This is a genomic window from Bartonella krasnovii, from assembly GCF_003606345.3.
GTDB lineage: Bacteria > Pseudomonadota > Alphaproteobacteria > Rhizobiales > Rhizobiaceae > Bartonella > Bartonella krasnovii.
Genome location: NZ_CP031844.2, coordinates 1,390,305 through 1,408,382, shown reverse-complemented (window position 1 = coordinate 1,408,382; position 18,078 = coordinate 1,390,305). Strand labels below are relative to the sequence as shown.

13 protein-coding genes are annotated in these 18,078 nt (G+C 39.8%); all 13 read right to left on the bottom strand.

Going from position 1 to position 18,078, the window contains the following annotated elements; all coding sequences use genetic code 11:
• Window positions 1-71: 71 nt before the first annotated feature.
• Window positions 72-1,919 (bottom strand): BID domain-containing T4SS effector, encoded by a 1,848-nt coding sequence (locus D1092_RS06070; RefSeq protein WP_120122617.1) that lies wholly within the window; start codon window positions 1,917-1,919, stop codon window positions 72-74.
• A 306-nt stretch (window positions 1,920-2,225) separates the two neighbouring features.
• Window positions 2,226-3,533 (bottom strand): BID domain-containing T4SS effector, encoded by a 1,308-nt coding sequence (locus D1092_RS06065; protein ID WP_120122616.1) that lies wholly within the window; start codon window positions 3,531-3,533, stop codon window positions 2,226-2,228.
• 358 nt (window positions 3,534-3,891) lie between these two features.
• Window positions 3,892-4,752 carry a BID domain-containing T4SS effector gene (locus D1092_RS06060; RefSeq protein ID WP_120122615.1) on the bottom strand — a complete coding sequence of 287 codons (861 nt, stop codon included), beginning with the start codon at window positions 4,750-4,752 and terminating at the stop codon, window positions 3,892-3,894.
• A gap of 356 nt (window positions 4,753-5,108) precedes the next feature.
• Window positions 5,109-6,278, bottom strand: coding sequence for a BID domain-containing T4SS effector (locus tag D1092_RS06055; RefSeq protein ID WP_120122614.1), 1,170 nt, complete (start codon window positions 6,276-6,278; stop codon window positions 5,109-5,111).
• Between the two features lie 326 nt (window positions 6,279-6,604).
• Window positions 6,605-8,203, bottom strand: a complete 1,599-nt coding sequence (locus tag D1092_RS06050; protein ID WP_120122613.1) for a BID domain-containing T4SS effector — start codon at window positions 8,201-8,203, stop codon at window positions 6,605-6,607.
• Window positions 8,204-9,842: 1,639 nt separating this feature from the next.
• Window positions 9,843-11,759, bottom strand: coding sequence for a Ti-type conjugative transfer system protein TraG (gene traG / locus D1092_RS06045; protein WP_120122611.1), 1,917 nt, complete (start codon window positions 11,757-11,759; stop codon window positions 9,843-9,845).
• Between the two features lie 153 nt (window positions 11,760-11,912).
• Window positions 11,913-13,547: a BID domain-containing T4SS effector gene (locus D1092_RS06040; RefSeq protein WP_120122610.1), complete on the bottom strand. Its 1,635-nt coding sequence runs from the start codon at window positions 13,545-13,547 to the stop codon at window positions 11,913-11,915.
• Window positions 13,548-13,557: 10 nt separating this feature from the next.
• Complete coding sequence (locus D1092_RS06035; RefSeq protein ID WP_241439127.1) at window positions 13,558-13,731, bottom strand: antitoxin VbhA family protein; 174 nt, start codon at window positions 13,729-13,731, stop codon at window positions 13,558-13,560.
• A gap of 115 nt (window positions 13,732-13,846) precedes the next feature.
• Window positions 13,847-14,917 carry a P-type DNA transfer ATPase VirB11 gene (gene virB11 / locus D1092_RS06030; RefSeq protein ID WP_120122608.1) on the bottom strand — a complete coding sequence of 357 codons (1,071 nt, stop codon included), beginning with the start codon at window positions 14,915-14,917 and terminating at the stop codon, window positions 13,847-13,849.
• A complete protein-coding gene (virB10, locus tag D1092_RS06025; protein WP_120122607.1) occupies window positions 14,914-16,092 on the bottom strand; it encodes a type IV secretion system protein VirB10 in 1,179 nt (392 codons plus the stop codon). Before virB10 ends, virB11 begins: the two co-directional genes overlap by 4 nt.
• Window positions 16,085-16,951, bottom strand: coding sequence for a P-type conjugative transfer protein VirB9 (gene virB9 / locus D1092_RS06020; protein WP_120122606.1), 867 nt, complete (start codon window positions 16,949-16,951; stop codon window positions 16,085-16,087). Before virB9 ends, virB10 begins: the two co-directional genes overlap by 8 nt.
• Complete coding sequence (locus D1092_RS06015; protein WP_210247573.1) at window positions 16,948-17,652, bottom strand: VirB8 family type IV secretion system protein; 705 nt, start codon at window positions 17,650-17,652, stop codon at window positions 16,948-16,950. The genes virB9 and D1092_RS06015 overlap by 4 nt, the downstream gene beginning before the upstream one ends.
• A complete protein-coding gene (locus D1092_RS06010) occupies window positions 17,606-17,920 on the bottom strand; it encodes a type IV secretion system protein VirB7 (protein WP_120122604.1) in 315 nt (104 codons plus the stop codon). Before D1092_RS06010 ends, D1092_RS06015 begins: the two co-directional genes overlap by 47 nt.
• Window positions 17,921-18,078 lie beyond the last annotated feature (158 nt).

Sequence of the window (18,078 nt, the reverse complement as noted above, 5' to 3'; positions counted from 1 at the left end):
CACCCTTGGTGCAATCTTGGCAGGATAATTGCTCCAAGGCGGTGTATGAAAAACCAAAGGGGATGAGACCATTACGATAAAGCCATTGCTTTTGATGTTTCACCTCTGCGTGGTCGAATAGGGGATTGCTCTTCTTGTTTCGATGTTTCAGTAACTTCTTGACGTCGTTTTGTTGTTGAGCGCTCAGGTAACTTCGGGGATTCTGATAAGCTTTGTTGCTTTTGCATTTTTTTATCGAGATTGGTAAGCGGTTGATGGCGTTGTTGTTGCTCTGTTTGATGGTCTTGCACAATGGTTTCTCTTAATTGCTTTATCGTATCAGCATAATCCTGAATAGCGGTACAAAGGGTAGGAAGATTTTCTTCAGCAGCTTTGCGCGCTGCGTTTTTTATGCCAAGGTTTTTTCTACCCGCAAGTGGAGCAAAAAATGTTGGATCCTTTTCAATTTGAAAGACAAGCTCTTCTCCCATATCTGGAATTTTTTGCATATCTTCCATTCTATATTGCAAAATAAATGGGTCATTATAAACCATTTTGCACCAATATTGGACCTCTCTTTGACCATATTGAACCGATGGATCTTGTTCAACTCTGCGGGCAATTTCTTGATTTGACAGAGGCTCTATTTTCTTTTCTGAATTGAGCGGATTTGGTGTGTGTTGAGCGATTGTTTTTTCCTGTTGCGCGTGTTGATGCTGTCGTTGTTTGGTGTGAGGACTCTGTGAAATATTTTCTTGTATATATTTTGAGGTATATACAAAACCGTTAATGGCTTCATATAGATCAGGAAGCTTTTCTTCAGCTTCTTTGCGCGCATGACTTTTTATGCCAAGAACTTTTCGACCCGCAAGCTTAGAAATAGATTGAGGTTTTTCTGTAACATCCCATAAGAGCTGTTCTCCCATAGAAGGATTTTCTCTAACTTCTTCTATTCTTTGTTCTAAAATAAGCCGGTTACCATAAACCTTTTCGCATAAAAATCGTATTTCTTCGTGATATGCCATGAGCAAAAACTCTTTTTCCATTGTATTAAAAGATGTTTTTTGTTCCTGAGGCGGTTTGGGTGGTTCATTTGCTGTTTGTGGGGAGCCCGTTTTTTGCACAACAGCGTCGCTTTGTTTTCTGTCTCCTATTTGGTGCGCTTTGCTTGAACGAGGGACTGCATATATTTCACTGTCTTGTGATGATGAACTGCTTTGCTGCCGGACTGTTCTGTGCTGGGCTGTTTTGGGTCTAACACTTGGGGCGAGGGTTTCAGGATTTTGGTTTTTTATGCTGGTTTGCGCGTTTTCTCTTACGCGTGGAGGTGTTTGCGCTCTTGGTGTTGCATAGGGATTTTCTTCTTTTTGAACTGTTGTTTTGTGCTGGATTCTATCTTTTGCACGCGGTGGTCTTTGTGGCGGCGTTTTTATATGCGTGGGGGGGGGCTCGAGGGTTTCTGTCTTTTGAATTTTTGCCTCAGTTGGTGTTTTTTCTCTTACGCGTGGGGGAGGGGGTGGGGCTACTTTTGGGGGGGAGGAGGAAGCTTCAACTTGTGGGCTGTGTTGTTGCCTTTCTTTTGCCCGTGGGGGTTTTGGCGGCGCCACTTTTGCCTGTTGAAGAGGCATCTCTTGGGGTTCTGTCTTTTGAATTTTTGCCTCAGTTGGTGTTTTTTCTCTTACGCGTGGGGGAGGAGGTGGAGCTACTTTTGAGGGGGAGGGAGAAGCTTCAACTTGTGAGCTGTGTTGTTGCCTCTCTTTTGTACGTGGGGGGGGCGGTGGGGCAATCTTTGGAGGGGGTGAAAAATTTTCTGGTTGTTTTTGTAGAGGTGTTTTTTGAGAAACTTGGGGAGGAGATGTTCTGGTGGGGGGTTGTTCAGTCTGTTGTTGAAATTTTTCCATCATTTGGGTGATAAAAGGGGAGGGGTTTCTTTTTTTCATACATGGTCCTTTCAAACTCTTTCAATATTGTTTTTAAATACTATTTAAGGATGTGCGTTGGTGTTTATTTTGTTTTATGCTTTTTCACTCTGATTTTATGAGAGAGGATATGAAACTGAATGGTCTCACACGATTTCACATCTCTTGATGCCGCTTATGATCACTTTTAAAAGACTATTTTATCAATAGCTTAGATTAAGTGTGAGGAAATAAACTTTGTTCTAACGTTCCTTTTTTCTTGGTGCAAACCACCTCTCTCATGCATTGCGCCAAGATGTTGGATTCAACGTGAAAACTTATGTTTGTTTAGCTGGCAAAAGCCATCGCTTTTGGAGCAGCAGTTTTGCGCGGACGAAAATCTGTTTCTCTTTCTCTCTGTTGGGTAGAGGGCGTTGCTCCTTCATGTGTTATTGTTGAAGGCTCAAGGCGTTGAGCAGATTGTGAGATGTTTTGTTGCTGCTGCAAGCTTAGGGTTTGCTCAGATGCTTCATGGCGTTCTTGTTTTATCTGCTGAGTTTGTAAAATGCTCTCTCTAACCTGTGTGACAGCCATTGCATAATTATCAAGGGCATCAATGAGGTGAGAAAGACCCGCTTCAGCATGGATGCGTGCTTTATTTTTTAAGCCCCCAAAGTTGCGACCGGCGTACTTGTGAATAGATTGAGGGTTTCCCGCAAGTTGCTGTGCGAGCGGTTCTATTGTTTCAGGGTTTTGGAAAAGTTCTTCCACTTGTGATTGTAAAATGTCTGATTGACCAAAAACAACTCTGCACCAATATTGGGTTTGGGCATGATGTCTTTTGACTTTTGAATTTTGGTGAATTTGGGTGGACATTTCTGTTTCTGAAAGGCTTTCTTTTTCACGATGATTTGGTTTTTTCAGCAGCTCAGCGACAGCTGCTTTTCCCATGAGGCGTTCATAGTTTTTCAGTTCTTGCTCTGGAGATTGTGAAAGGCCCTCTCTTGCCTGTCTTACGGCTTCTGTATAACAATCAATGTTGATACAGAGGCTAGAAAAACTCTCTTCCGCTTGTCTGCGTTCTCTATTTTTGAAGCCCAACATGCTTTTGCCGGAGAGTTTAGCAATACTTTCAGGATGAGCAGCCATGCACCATGAAAGCTCTTCTCCCGCTTGAGGATTTTTTTGAATTTCTTGCATTTTTTCTTGCAAAATGTTGGGGTTTCCATAAGCTCTAGCGGATAAACGTTGGATTTCTTCTTGATAAGTTCGAACCAGTGAATGGTGGGGAAGCAATAGAGCGATTTGTTCTTCTGAGAGTCGTGTTGTTGCTCCTTGGGCAGTTTGTGGGGCAGATGCTGTGCGTGTTGTTTCAGTTTCTTGCGGTCTTTGGGGCGCGCGCGTGTTTGAAAGAGGCGTTGTTGAAGGTGCTCTCCTAACGGATGCCTGTGCACCTTTTGCTGTAATCATTTCTTCTTCTGAAAGAGAAAGTCTTCCCTCATCTTCTTCCGGTATCGTTGATAGTCTTTTGCTTTTTAAAGGCTCTTCTTTAGGGAGGGGGGGAGTACCAGAGACTTCTGCCGCTGCTTGTTCATAGAGTTTTATGAGTTCTTGTATTGAAGAGGATGGAAAAGGGTGAGGGTGATCTTTTTTCATGCCTGTTTCCTTTCAAAAATTGTTTTAGAAAACCTCTTTGGTGCATAGCCGCTCTTTATGCTTGGATTACTTTGAGACAAAGGAAGATATTGAACTGATATGCGCTCCAAAGATCTTGCGCTATTTAAGGCTAGAATAATGGAGCTTTGTGTCTTTTATACAGTTTTTTTGTGAAATTTTATCAATAAGTTATAGGAAATTACAGAATCCACTTTTAGGACCGTTTTAGGACTATTTTTTGTAATATTCTAAAACAATTCTTGGCGCAATCGTAAGGAGACGATTTGCGCCAAGAAACTTACTGAAAAAGAGATTAAATGAAAAACAAAAATTGATCTGTTTTTATGCTCATGCTCCTTTACATGGCATAAGCCATTCCTCTTTCTCCATGTCTTTGTCGTTGTTGGCTCTGCTCTGGACTCTCAGGGTTTTGTCCTCTTTCGTGATGACGATGATGGTGGTGATGGTGGTGATGAGATCTTTCACCTTGCTGAGAATGTTCTTGATAGCGTCTTTGTTCCGCATGAGGGGTTTGCGAAAGCCTCTGTGTTGCCTGTTCTACAGACTTTGTATAACCATCAATGGCATCAACGAGAGGCTTAAATCCATCTTCAGCTTGCTTGCGTGTTTGACTTTTCATGCCAAGCGCTTGGCGACCAGCAAGTTTTCCCATACTTTCAGGTTCCTCAGCAAGTTGATCTGAAAGCTCTTTTCCTTTACTGGGATCTTTAAGTATGTCTTGCAAATGTTGTTGGAAAAGTTTGTCATTGCCATAAACAACTTGTCCCCAATGTACCACCTCTTCTGCATATGCTTGCACCTGTGGATTTTTTAAAAGCCTCACACTCATTTGGTCAGGTGTGAGGGAAGATGAAGGTCTTCCTCTTTGTTGTGGAGCAACCTCTGTGTAATCGGTTTCAGATTCTGATAGCTTTTGTTGATGACGTCCACCTCTTGAAAGGGGGTTAACGCTGCTAACAGATGTGTATAGAACGTCATCTTCGCGTTTTTGTGGAGCAACCTCTGTATAGTCGGTTTCAGGATCTTCTCTTCTTTGTTGATGACGTCCAGCTCTTGAAGGGTCAACGCTGCTTACGGATGTGTATAGAACGTCATCTTCTGGGTTTTGTCCGCGCTGGTTTCCTCTGTTTTGTTTATTAACTTGTGCATAGAGAGGTTCTTGGTTTTGGGGATCTTGGTATGGTTGATGTTTTTTCATGGCTGTTTCCTTTCAATATTTTTAGAAAACCTCCTTGGGGCATTCTTGCCTTTTATGCTTTGTTTGTTTTGAGACAAAAAAAGACATTTTACCGAATGGCCTCCAAAGATTTCGCGCTATTCAAAATCAGTGTAACGGACATTTGTGTCTTTTATACAGTTTTTTTATGAAATATTATCAATAAGTTATAATAAATAACGGGGGTCACTTTTAGGACTATTTTTTGTAACACTTTAAAACAATTCTTGGCGTAACCGTAAGAAAACGATTTACGCCAAGAAAGTTATTGCAAAAACTTTATGCAAAAGAAATGATATAAAAAACAAAAATTGATCTGTTTTTATATTTATGTCCCTTTACATGGCATAAGCCATTCCTTTTTCTCCATGCCTTTGTCGTTGTGGGCTGTGTTCTGGACTGTCTGGGTTTTGTCCTCTTGCGTGATGACGACGGTGATGATGGCGTCTGTGTTCATCTCTTTCTGGACTTTCTTGTTTTTCACCTCTTTCTCTTTCGAGTTCATTTGTAAATTGTTTATGGAGTTTTTTTGTTTTGTCTATATGTCTTTCAAGGGCTGAGCAAAGGGGAGAAAAACCTTCTTCAGCTGCTTTACGATCAGGGCTTTTTACGCCAAGGACTTGCCGACCAGCAAGTTTTCCAGCGCTTTCAGGATGAGCTGCAAGGTCCCATAAGACTCTGTCAGCACCTTGAGGATTTTCAAGAATCTTCGAAAGTTGTTCATTCAAGGCATGTTGGTTTCCATAAACAACTTTGCACCACTCTTGGGTTTCTCTTACACCATATTGAAATTCTTCGTGTTGTAAAAGTTTGCTCGTAACCACATCTTTAGGGGTTTGAGGAGGGGGCGTTGCTGCTCTGCCCACGCCTTCATAGAGGGGATTTTCCCGTTGCTGGGGTTCTTGTCCACCTCCAGCACCCACACCAAGCATTGCGTAGACAGATTCTATTGGTTTATGGGGAGAGCGCCCGCTCTGTGTTCTCGGATCAATTTCTGCATAGAGATGTTCCTCTGGTCTTTGGGAGGTGCGTAAATCCTGCGTACTTCCATTTGGTGAGTCATAAAGGGGGTTTATTCGTTCTTGAAACTCTGTTTCACCTGTTCCAAGATTAACGACGGCATAGGGATTTGTGGGGTTTTCTGGAGAAGGTTCACGCGACCCCCTCCCGACAATTGCTGCAGCTGCTGCACGGGTAGCCCCTAATGGGTATTGGGGGGCATAGGGCGTTTCTTGTGGTTGTTGAGACAGGGGCGTATCATATCCACCTGTTCCCGTTCGCGGTGTATTGTAGGGAGTGTTTTCTTGTGCATTTGATCTCCCGCGCGGTGTGTCGTAGGGGGAAGCTCCTTGGAGAGGCTGTCTTCTGTTTGCTGCTTGTATTTCTTCTGGGCTTGGGATGCGCGGACCGCCTCTTCTATGTGGTTGTTTATTCACTTGTGCGTAGAGGGGATCTGGGTTCTGGGTTTCTGGATTTTGAGGGTCTGGTTGTGGGGAGCTTTTTTTCATGGCTGTTTCCTTTCAATATGTTAGAAAACCTCTTTGGTGCATTCCCTACTTTTTTGATAGCTTTTAAGACAAAAGAAGATATCAAAAAGAAGATATCAAATTGAATGCTCTCCAAAGATTTCGCGCTATTCATATTGATTTGTAATGAAGGTTTATGTCTTTTATAAAGTTTTTTTGTGAAATCTTATCAATAAGTTATAATAAATAACGGGGGTCATTTTTAGGACTATTTTTTGTAACGTTTTAAAACAATTTGTGGGGGAACATGCGATCAAATGATTAGGACCAAGCGTTCGTTTTGTTGGAAGGAAAAAGAGAGCGCATTTTTAGCCGGTAAGAGCTAGCGAAGAGGAACGACTAACTTTCAAGCTGCGAACTTGACATTGTGCTTCTCTGGTATCCTTGACAGTCTGTGCAATTTCTTTGGCTTTGCTTTCTGATGTCCCAAGAAGACAAGCTAGTCTTGTATGATCTTTTTCTTGTATGGCTTTACGTTCATCTGAGGAGAGACGGTTGTGTAGTTGGCGGGAAAAGGTATGGAGTTCTTGCCGTAGTGAACGAGAATGCAATAAAGTTTCCCTTTGTTGTTCTTCTGGTAAAGCAAAAAGGTTTTGTAAATTTTTTCCAGGTTTTTCGACCACGTGGCTTAGGCGGTTTTGTTCTCTTTGATGATGCTCTAGAATTTCATCTTTTGCTTGTTGTGTTATTGCACCATAATTTTTAAGGGCTTGGCTGAGTTGTGGAACAGTCTGTTCGGCTTGTCTGCGATGTGGAGTTTTCATGCCAAGAGTTTTTCTCCCGGCAAATTTAGAAATTAATTGAGGGTTTTGTAAAGTTTCATCGGCAAATTGATTTCCTAAGTTTGGAGCTGCTGTTATGATATCCAATTTTGTCTTTAAGGCTTGGGTTTTACCATAAACAATCTTTGATAAATGTTCGATTTCTTTTCGGCATGTTTCAACATAAGGATCATTTGAAATTTTTGCAAATAACGCTTCATGGGAGAGAGAGGCTAATGTTTCTTTTGGAATGAGAGTTTCTTTGACATTTTGAACGTTGGTTTTTTGAAAACGGAGGTGATCGCCGTTCTGTAATGTTTTGACCTGTTCTGGAGGAAGATCATCTTTGTGGCCTACGACAAATCCGCCTTCGACTTCCATAACAAACCCTTCTGCTGAAGCACCTCTAAAGATGCCTTCATAAAGGATCCCTTCTTTTGCAGCAACAACAACACGGTTGTTAATTTCATCTAGTTTAGCTTCTCTCATTTGGGAGATAAATTCTTTTAAAACAAGAGACTTTTGCGGATGGGTGATATCTTCAAAAAGATCTTTCATCGGTTGGGGATTGTTATATTGCATGGCTTCGATACAAGCTGCTGTCATGCGTCCTTTTGTGATGAACGAAAAGTCAATGGTATGGCCTGCTGCTTGTCCAAGTTTTTCCATAAACATTCGATTAACGCGTCCATTGCCTTTTCGGAAAGGATGGGCGTGTTCGAGCGCCATAAAAATTTCAGCAGCACTTTCAGCAAACTCTTGGTGTGATAAACCTTTTAAATTGTTCTTTTCGCTTAGTGTTTTTTCGAGTTGTTTGAGCTCTTTTTTTATCTGTGGGCCAATGGCAAAAGGAACTTCATAACCTTTGGGGCGCATCGCTGGCATACGGGCAGTGCTGCCATCTTCAAAGGTAAAGGATGTATCGCGGGTTTTACCTGCCCATTCAAAAGTTTTGTGGAAGAAGCTCCAGTGAATTAATTTGAGATAAGTGGCATCAAACTTTTTGGGTGGTGGTTCATGACGAAAATTAATAGCCTCTTTTGCGATATCTTGGGCGCAGCGTTCATACAGTTTTTGGGGGTCTTTGATGCCATATTTATTTTTTAATGTTGAGGTTCCTTTATAGAGATAATTTTTCTCTAACATATTGTTTCTCCTTAAAAGATAGGGGGGTGGTTGATATGCGCTTTAAACGCGGGTCATGTTGAAAATTCCCCTTCGCGTATTCTTTTGAGATTTTGAGTGTTATGAGAGAAAGTACTCTTTCTTCATATGTATGGATGGTTGTATCAACGGTTTTTATGAAGCTTTTGAAAGCTGTTGGTGTGAGAGCTCTACACTGTTCTGTTGCTATTGTTTTCATGCCTATTCCTTTTTTCATTTATTTTAGTTTCTCTGATGTTTGCTTATTCTTTATAATCCTGTTCGCTGTAAAATACTGATATTAAAGACAGTGATATGAATCCCATGAGGAGATGGATTTTTGATAAACCATGCTGGATAAAATTTTTATTCTTTGAGATAAAGCTTTGAGATAAGGGGAGGCTAAAAAGAAAAATGTTGTTTAAGATTTTCGTTGTTTTGCCTTTAAAAAAGTTGTTTGCAAGAGCCCTTTGATGAAGGGCATGGCTATGGCAGAGAAGATCGTTCTTGGTTATCGGATGGTTTGGATATTTTCCAGATACAACTCTCAGGGTTCTATGAATAAAAGCAGCTATCAAGAATTTCTCTCCATAATGTTTTTTTATTGATCTATGCGGACACTTTTTTAGTATTTTTAAATACAAAATGTATTTTAACTTTTGTTGTTTCTCTTAAATTTTATTGCGTTGCTTTAAGGTCTATAAGAGGGGGAAAACTTTCTTTGAGTTAGGAAAAAGCTGTTTTTTCAGCGCTTAGTTGTTAAAGTAGAACACGCGATGATATCGTAAAGAGGAAAAAACTTGTCTAAGAACGTTTTATTCATTTTGGTTTATATCTTGGATGTTTTTGAGGGGAAAACGGTGTTTATTGTGTAGGTATTTTGAGAGTTTTTGTCTCAAAGGAAAATCTTCTGTTTATTATATTTTGTAATGGAGGCACGTCCTTTACGTAAAATAGAACACCATTATGTGGTACTATCTTTACAGGATTAGGATTGTTTTAAAGAGAGATCATTTATCCATTTGGCGGAGGGGGCTCCTCAATGGTACAATGGTAAAGCCCCCATAAAGCATATAAAATCTATTGAGCCCTCCCATTTTTATGCTTCATAAAGAAGCTGGTACCATCACACACTTTGTTGGTGCTAAAATATTGTGGATCAATCCTTGGGACTTGAGGTGATTTATGAAAAGGCATGCTTTTCTTGTACAGTTCTACTTTACTTGAGGTTCCCACTACGGGCGGGTGATAAGATTGTGGTTGAGTCAACACAGAACAGATTTGAAATGAGGTAATTTTAGGTTATTGGGTCTCTCATTCAACACAAAAATATGAATTATCATTATAAATCAATGTATTTTAAAATTATATATGAAAAACTTTGTGAGAGAATGTTTCTTTTTGGGATATTGGTTCGCTATTGGTTGGGTGTATGGGCGTTTTTGATAGAGACTTTTAAAAGATCATAGTTGTTGGTAAAGTGATACACAAAATATCAAAGGAAAAGTCACGGATTTTTTGACTCTGTTTTTCTTGTATGTAGACGGGGTTTTTTCGTTCATAGGTTTTCAAAAAATAAGGATGTATGCTTTTTTCTGTTTTGTTGTTATTCTTTCTATGTTCAATATCTACAATGAGAGAGCTAATTTTTCTTTTGTGGGGCAAAACGGTTTTTTGCAGCAGCGGCTAACATTTCTTTTCTTCTGAAATAGACCGCGCGACCACATCGTAAAGGAGGATGCCCTTGCATAAGAATAATTTGTTCATCTTGACGCATTTCTTGAATAACCTCGTGGGGTAAAATGAGGGCTCTTTGTTGGTAATTTATATTGTAAGAGCTCTTCCCCACAGATAGACTTCTTGGTTTGTTCACTCCGGTGACTTCAACGGTCATTTGGCCACAGCGTTCGGAAATCTCTTTCGCTGTTTGAAGGTCTTTAATGGCAGCATAACTGACAAAAGAGCAGCTTTCAAACCATGAACGCGCTCCTGATTCGCCAAAGTGATTGACCAACTGACCAGTGGATTGATAAAAGAGCATTAAGGATGTGCCATATTTACGTCCACGATCACGGGCTTCTTCTAAAATATTCATATAGCCTAGAAGATCGACTTCATCTAAGACAAATAAAACACGCTTTTTATAGTTACCGTCTGCTGTAACCATGGCATTGAGAAAGGCACCAATAATTACACGTCCTATCGCGGGATAACTGTTTAAAATGCTTGCAGGGAGATTGAGAAAAACATCTATATTACCATTAGCAATATCTGAGGAGGAAAAATCATCGCCGCAGACAAGATTTGCGTAATTGGACAAAGAAAGCCATTGAGTGTCTTTTGAGGCGGTTGTATAAACTCCTGAAAAAGTTTGTTCTGCCATTTCTGTAAAAACCCCCACCATTTCGCGAATAAAAGGAGAAGATGTTGTTTCTTGGATCATACGTAATTGATTGATAATAGCTGTTTCTGATTGAGAGAGAATTTCACGCAGTGTTTTTAAATTGCGCTCATGATCTTCATATTCATCAGAAAATATGACATGAGCAAGAAGAGCTGTTAGAAGATTATGGGCTTGTGTCGAGAAATATTCTGCTGAAGAGTTGTCTGATTTTTTATCGGTGAGAAGCAGTTTGGAAAAACTGACAATATTCGCTTCACGTTGTGTGCGTGGGACGCTGTCGTCTAAAAGCCAATCGATGACATTAAAACTTTTTGTTAAAAGTGAATTAGGATCGAGAATAATAACATTTCTATTTTCCATTTTTTGACGGGAAAATTTGACGATTGGAGCAACTTCTGTTGAAGGATCAAGACAAATAATAGATCCTGGATAAGTTAAACACGTAGGGATTACTGTACTTGTGGTTTTATAACCACCAGAACCAGCAAAAAAAATCATATGGGTTGAACCAAAATCAAGGTTAAAGGTTAGCAAAGGTACTGTTCCACCTTTACCCCATGTTGTTTTATTGCCAGGTGCAAAGGGAATTTTGCACACATTATCTTGATCAACACGGTATCTTTCCCCCACAACAATTTGCCCATTGGCAGGAAAGATTTTTGCGGCCTCTCTTAAATCCATCCATGCGGCTCCCCCAAAAACCTCTTTTTTTGCACGCTTGACCTTATTTTTAGGTGGAGAGGTTGTTATAAATTGAATGATAGAAAAAAAAGCACCAATAATGATGCCAAAAATAACCATAGGATCCATGAATTGAAGTGCGTAACTCCATGTTATTCCTTGTTGGCCAACATAGGGACTTAAACGTTTTATTTCAATTCCAACGTAGTAAAGAGCAATGGTTCCAAAAAAGGCCAGGGAAACAACACTAATTATTTTACGCAGGTGCAATTTTTGCGAGAGACTATACAACAATAAAACAGCAGCCGTTAATGCTAAGTCTAATAAAGGTTTTGAACGAAGGGTCCAATATACTTGATCACTCTTTAGTCCATTTGTTATCAGCAATAAAAAATGAGGAACAAGGAATATCGTTAAAGCCCCTAAAGCAATAGGGGTTAAAATAAGGACCATTTGTGTCTTGGTATATTTCATTGTATTCTACCTTCAAGTCTCTCTAGAATATTTTGTGAAATGCTCTTTTTTTCGGGGGGGGGGCAATACTCTTTTTTTGTAAAGGCGCAAGATAACGCTAACTCGTTTTCATTTATGCAGTTTTCTTATGAAAAAGAAAAACTTGATCCATTCTTAGCTGGCCATAGCAAGCACATTTGAACGGTTGACTGTACGTGTGCAGGCTTGCTGGTGTGCTTCTTTGGCTTGCTTAATGGTTTGCGTAATTTGCTTGGCTTTATTTTCTGAAACACCAATGCTTTGAGCTAATGTTTCATAATCATTATTTTTGACAGCTTTATGTTCATTTTCTGAGAGACGGCTATTGATTTTTTTTACAAAGCTGGTCAGTTCTTTTTGAAGTCCAAGATTTTTTGCTAAAGATTCTTGTTGTAACTCTTTTGGCAAGGCAAAAAAATTTTGTAAGCTTTGACTTGGCATTTGTACTGTTTTGGCACGGCGTGCTTGTTCTGTTGTATGTTCTTGAGTAATTTCCTTCTCCGCATGTTTTACAGCATGGGTGAAATTTACAACGGCAGTACAAAGCATCTCAAGATGGTTTTTAGCATTTGCACGTGCTGGACTTTGGAGCCCACATAAACTCAAACCAGCAAGATGAGCAACAGAGTCCGGTGTCCTTTCGATCTGGTTGGCAAGTCGTTGGCCTAATTGCGGATTGTTAATAATCCCAACCATTTGTTTATCTAATGTTTTTGCGTTGCCATAAACAATGTTTGCTAATTGCTGAATTTGGTTTCGTGCTGTTTGGACACACGCATCTTCTGCAATCATTCCAGCCTTTTCATTTTTTGTTAAAGGGGCTAATTTTTCCTCTGGAATGAGAATTTTTTCAAGCAGTTCGGTTTTAGGAGGTGTAAAGGTCAATTTGTCGCTGGGTTTTAATGTTTTTTGTTGTTCTATTGTCAGATCTGTTTTGCGGCCGATAATGTAAATCCCTTCTACATCGAGCATAAAGCTGTCAAAGAGAGCCCCTCTATAGATTCCGGTATAGGTTTCATCTTCCTTTGCAACCATAACAAGATGATCATTTACATCGCGTCCGCTCTTTTTCATGTTGTTCATGAATTCTTGTAAAAGACATATTTTTTCTGGATGAGAGATATCTTCAAAAAGATCTCTCATCGGTTCTGCATTGCCATAGTGTGCGGCTTGGGTATAGGCCGTCATCATACGTTCTTGTGTTGTGAGTGAAAAATCAAGGTGATGGCCTGCGCTTTTGGCGAGATTTTCAAAAAAAAACTGTATTGTGTGTTCATTGCCATCTATGAATGGGTGTATCTTTTTAAGAGAGACAAAGAGTGGGACGGTTTCAGAAATGAAATCTTCGCGCGTTAAGCCTTTCAAATTATCTTTTTCGGCAAGTGTTTTCTCTATTTTCTTTAAGCCGTCGAGGGTTTTCTCAGCATTTACAAAAGTATTGTCCCATTCTGTTCTTTTTATTTCTGGCGTGGCGGCAACACTTCCGTCTGCAAATGTGACGGGAGTAGCGCGGATTTGCCCAGACCATACAAATGTTTCTTTAAACAAATGGTAATGGATATAGCTTAGATAAAAGGAATCAAAATGTTCAGGCAGCGATTCACGGCGCAGCCTTTCTAATCCTTTTTCTATACCATGTGAACATTTTTCCCGAAAGCGTTCTAAATCTGTTTCTTCATATTTATTTTTGAGTATTTGGGTTCCGGGATAGAGATAATTATGGGGAGAGGGGTAATCTATATTTTTGCTTTTTTCTTTTGCTTTGGGCATCGTTGCTTCCTTATAATTTTGTGTTGTCCATGAGAGTATTAAATTCCTCGAATGAAATAGCCCCCTTTGCATATTCTTCTAAAATTTTTAGCGTTTTGGAATAAAAGCTTATTCCTTCTCTCGTATGGGTGCTGATGGCACAATCAACGACTTGACGACGTTGTTTTAATTCTTCCGCTGTCATTGATAAAAGGTTTTCTCTGTTTTCTGTTGCTTTGGTTTTTATGCATTTTTCTTTTTATGTGCAATGTATGTCCAATCGTTGCTTTAAAAGAGCCTTCAACCGTTATGATCTTGTCTTAATGACCTCCAAAGATGTGTCGTTGCTTGAAAGGATCATAATAAATTTCTGTGACCTTAAATTTTCCTTCAACCCGTTTGCATTGGATGATGATATCAATCATTGAAATCAATAAACCTCGAATATCATCACGCTCTAAATCACCTCCTCCTTCACTTTCTTTGACCAAAAGGGTCATTTGCTCAAAGGCAGCAAGGGCTGTTGAGGCATGAACCGTCGTAATTGACCCTGGATGGCCCGAATTGACATTGCGGATATAATAAAAGGCTGTGCCATCGCGAAGTTCTTGCAAAAGAATACGATCAGGACGCATCCGTAAAGATGATTCAAGCAATTCTTTGGGGCCAACAGAAGCTAAGCCTTGTCCATCTTTTGAATAGATCATCGAGACATGGTTAGGGTGTGGGATCACTAACTCTTGTGTGTCTTCAATGGTGATAATACGCTCGTCTTGAGGAATTTTGGCAATTAATGCTTTTGATAATGTTGTTTTCCCTGAACCAGTTTTCCCGGCAATTAAAATATTTTTTTGGCATTTTACAGCTTGATTTAAAAAGAAAACAAAGTCTTTATTACAGTAGGCAGTGGCTAAGTTATGCTCGGTGACTTTGAGTTCATTAAAATGTGTAGGATAATCATTCAATGGTGTGAAAGAGACCTGCTCACAGTGCGAGAAGAGACCTTTATGAGCGAGTTCTTCGAGAGAAAAACTCTGTGATGATGGTTTACGAATTGTCATACTAATTGTGTCTTTTTCGACAGCTGGTGGAATGACAATTTGAATGCGCTCATTGCCTGGCAGAGTCGCGGATAATATTGGATTCTTGTCTGAGATATTTTGCTTGGAATAGGATGCAATAACCTTCGCAATTCCCATAAGCTCATTAAAAGAGAGAGCCGGTGCTTCTATTGTTTTCCATCCATCAATCCCTTCCGTCATCACTTGATAGGGACGATTGATAACAATTTCAAAAAGACTCTCATCTTTCAAAAAAGCGCTGATCGGTTCAAGTTTTGTGAGAACAATCGTGAGGGTTTCATCATTCATGGTGTGTAAGATTTGGTTCATTCTAGAGGTACCGCAGAATTTTTGTAAAAGTTTCTTGAAACAGCTCGGTTGATAATCTGTTTTTTGTTTTCGATGATTTTCAATTTATAAACGCCAGAAAAATCCAAATCGCGGGCAACAAAAACGTTTACTATTTCCCCTTGGTTTTTGGATAATGTTGGAGGAATATTGGCGTAATTTTCGACAATAATATTTGCAATGTTTTGTCCTGAAGAGATTGTTTCAGTCTCTTCTTTGTCTTGTTTTTTTGATAAACGTTTATTAGCATAGCTTGTTACATCTTTTATCAGGGATATAAGAAGTGCAGATCCAATCCTCTCTAACCAATGATTATCGATATCACCGTCAATACCAGAGCGTCCTAAATTATCTGTTGCCGGTGAAGCTAAGGATATAATGACCCCATTGGGGGTTTTGGCTCTATTCCATAGCACAAAGAGACGTTTTTGGCCTTTTTTCAATCCAGCGCGATATTCACCAACAATTTGAGTGCCTTTATCAAGGAGCACAACACGACCATTGTCTGATAAAATATCTCTGGAGATGATACAACTGGCAAAACCTTGTTGATCACTGTTGATGGCTGTTTCTAAGATACAAGGAATAGACGTTCCCATCGTGATGATATAATTTCGATTACCAAGGGTTGAAGCACGAATACCTTCAAGCATTGTGGGTTTGAGAAGATGATTAAAACGTTGTGTTGTTTCATCCAGCTTGCTTTCCAGTTGGTGAGGCAAAACGTTTTTATTGGTTTGTAAATCTATTTTGCTTTGTTGTGTATTCGCATACGCTAATACAGGAGCACGTTGGGCTGCTTCCAGCAGAGGGTCATCAGAATTTAATTGATTGATCCTGGGTGTTGGTAGCTCGACTTTGGGTAGCTGAGCGTTATTTCGGTGTGTCTGTTCAAGGGAGGGAGGATTTGGTAGTGCAGGGCGGAAAAGTTCTGTTTGTTTGATAACTTTCCCTTCTTTTAAAGATTCAATCGGTTGCTTTTTCTCTATAGATTGTTTTTTGTCTGTGAAAAGTGTTGAATAGGCTAAATAAAGACAGACACTGAAAAGAATAACAAGGGCGATTGCTTTCCCTATATAGCTCTGTTGACTTTTCCCTTGAGCATTTTTTATTGTATCGCGATCATTAATGTTTTTTTCATCCACGGCGTTATTCATGGCTGTTTCCTATGTTCACTTTACGTTGTACAGATGGTGATGTCGTCCCCGTTTCAGGATTAATTCCTTCTGGGGTGAACCTTTTATTAAAGATGCACAGTACTTCATTTCCACGTCGTAGCGTGAATTGTGCTGCTGTCGCATGAACAATAACTTTGTTGCCTTTAATTGATTTTGGAATAAGGGATTCTTGCCCATCAGGCGTTACAAGGTAAATGGTGGGGATTTCAACATTCCCTAAAAAGGTGAAGGTTGTTGTTTTCCCATTATCATAAACAGAAGAAGGTTCAATGAGGAATGAGCCTTGGGCTTCATAAGCCCAATTGCGTGGTCCAAAATCTTCATGGATATTTAAAATATCATTGACAAAGTTTGCTTCACGTTGTTCAGCTTTTGCGGCTTCGGCTTGTTTCTTACGCAAGGCTTCATCTTCTGGATAACGAAACTTTACCAAGAAATAGGTCTCATTGCCTGCTGAAACATCGCCTTCACGGATTTTTAGCTCAAATTGGTAAGAGCGTTGTGTTCCATCTTGGCGGCTTGTGACGATTTGTAAATTGGTCACAGGTTGGACTTCACGCGGTTTGAGAAAAACAAAGTGGCCAGCCGGCGCAACTTGCCAAGCAACGGAATTTCCAATTCCTACATAGACTACTTCTTCGTCATCGGCAAATTCCAGCTGAACGGAAGAGCGAATGGAGCCAATGATTTGTACGACGTTGTAAGGGTCATAATTGATAAATCTGATGCGGTTATCTTTACGGGCACTGACAGGCGCTGTTTCCGCAAATGAGAGAACTGTGTGAAAGCTGAAAATGATTGTAAAAATTAAAAAAATTGTTTGTAAAAGTCTGATCATTTTATCACCTCTGGATCAGATCTATATTCCGATACTTGAAAACCAAGCGGGTTGATGAGACGATCAGACGTTGAAATGTGTGCGTTTACGTAGGAAAAATTTAAAATTGAAATCCAATGGGAAATAGTTTCTTTTTCATTAAAGTCTCTGACCGTTTTATAGTAACGAACTTGGATAAGATCTTCGCTTATAAAAGAGATTGATTTGATTGTGACTGTCGCAATCATGTTATGATAAATATTTTGTGGACTTTCTGGATTATTGCCCGCGTACCATTTTGCAAAACGGTTTTGTTCTTTTGGAGAAGATAGAAGAGAAACTAAGCGAAAATTGCTTTCTGCTTCTGAGGTTTGAAAACCTTCCCGAGCACGAACATATTGGCTGGCAAAATAACGCGTTATCGCTTCATCATAGTTGTTAGGGGATTCTTTTAGACCGCTCACAGTGTCAATAATGCCTGTTGAATTATCAACGCGGATAACAAAAGGCTCTACCGTTTTCAAAGGTGTTAAAGCTGCGACAGCCAAAGCGAGCGCAATTGTCATCAATCCAAAAAGCATTGTTAACGCCATGGAAATTTTCATCCGCACGCGCATGCCATGCATGCGATCAATGTCAAAAGAGCGGGCTTCTTTTATATATTCTTCAAGGGCATCATTTTTCACGCGGAACCTCCACAGTTTTGTCAGATCGTGCTTCATAAATACCCGGCTTTAATAAAGCTGGATGAATTGTTAAGTTGGCTGTTACTTTTTCACTTTCCAAAGTATTGAGAATGATGGGTGTTCTAACAGGCTTTACGGACTTTTCTGGGTGGGCAACGTTTTTATTTTCCCAATTCCACTTGTCTTTATTTAAAGCACGTGTCTGTTTGCCATTACAGCGTGGTGGTTTTTTGGGGCCACTCAGAGAGGCACAACCGGTAAGCGCGATTGTTAGGATCATAACAAAAGTTATTTTTCGTTTCATTTTTTGAACTCACAAATATCTTGGAATACAATGCATGAGAGCCTTTTATTTTGAACACTTTTACAAGTTTATGTGATGCAAGACTGTGTTTGATTTTGTTGTAAGGCCCAAGATGTTAAGTTTTTCATGGAACAGGGCTATGACGCGTGCGCCCTTTG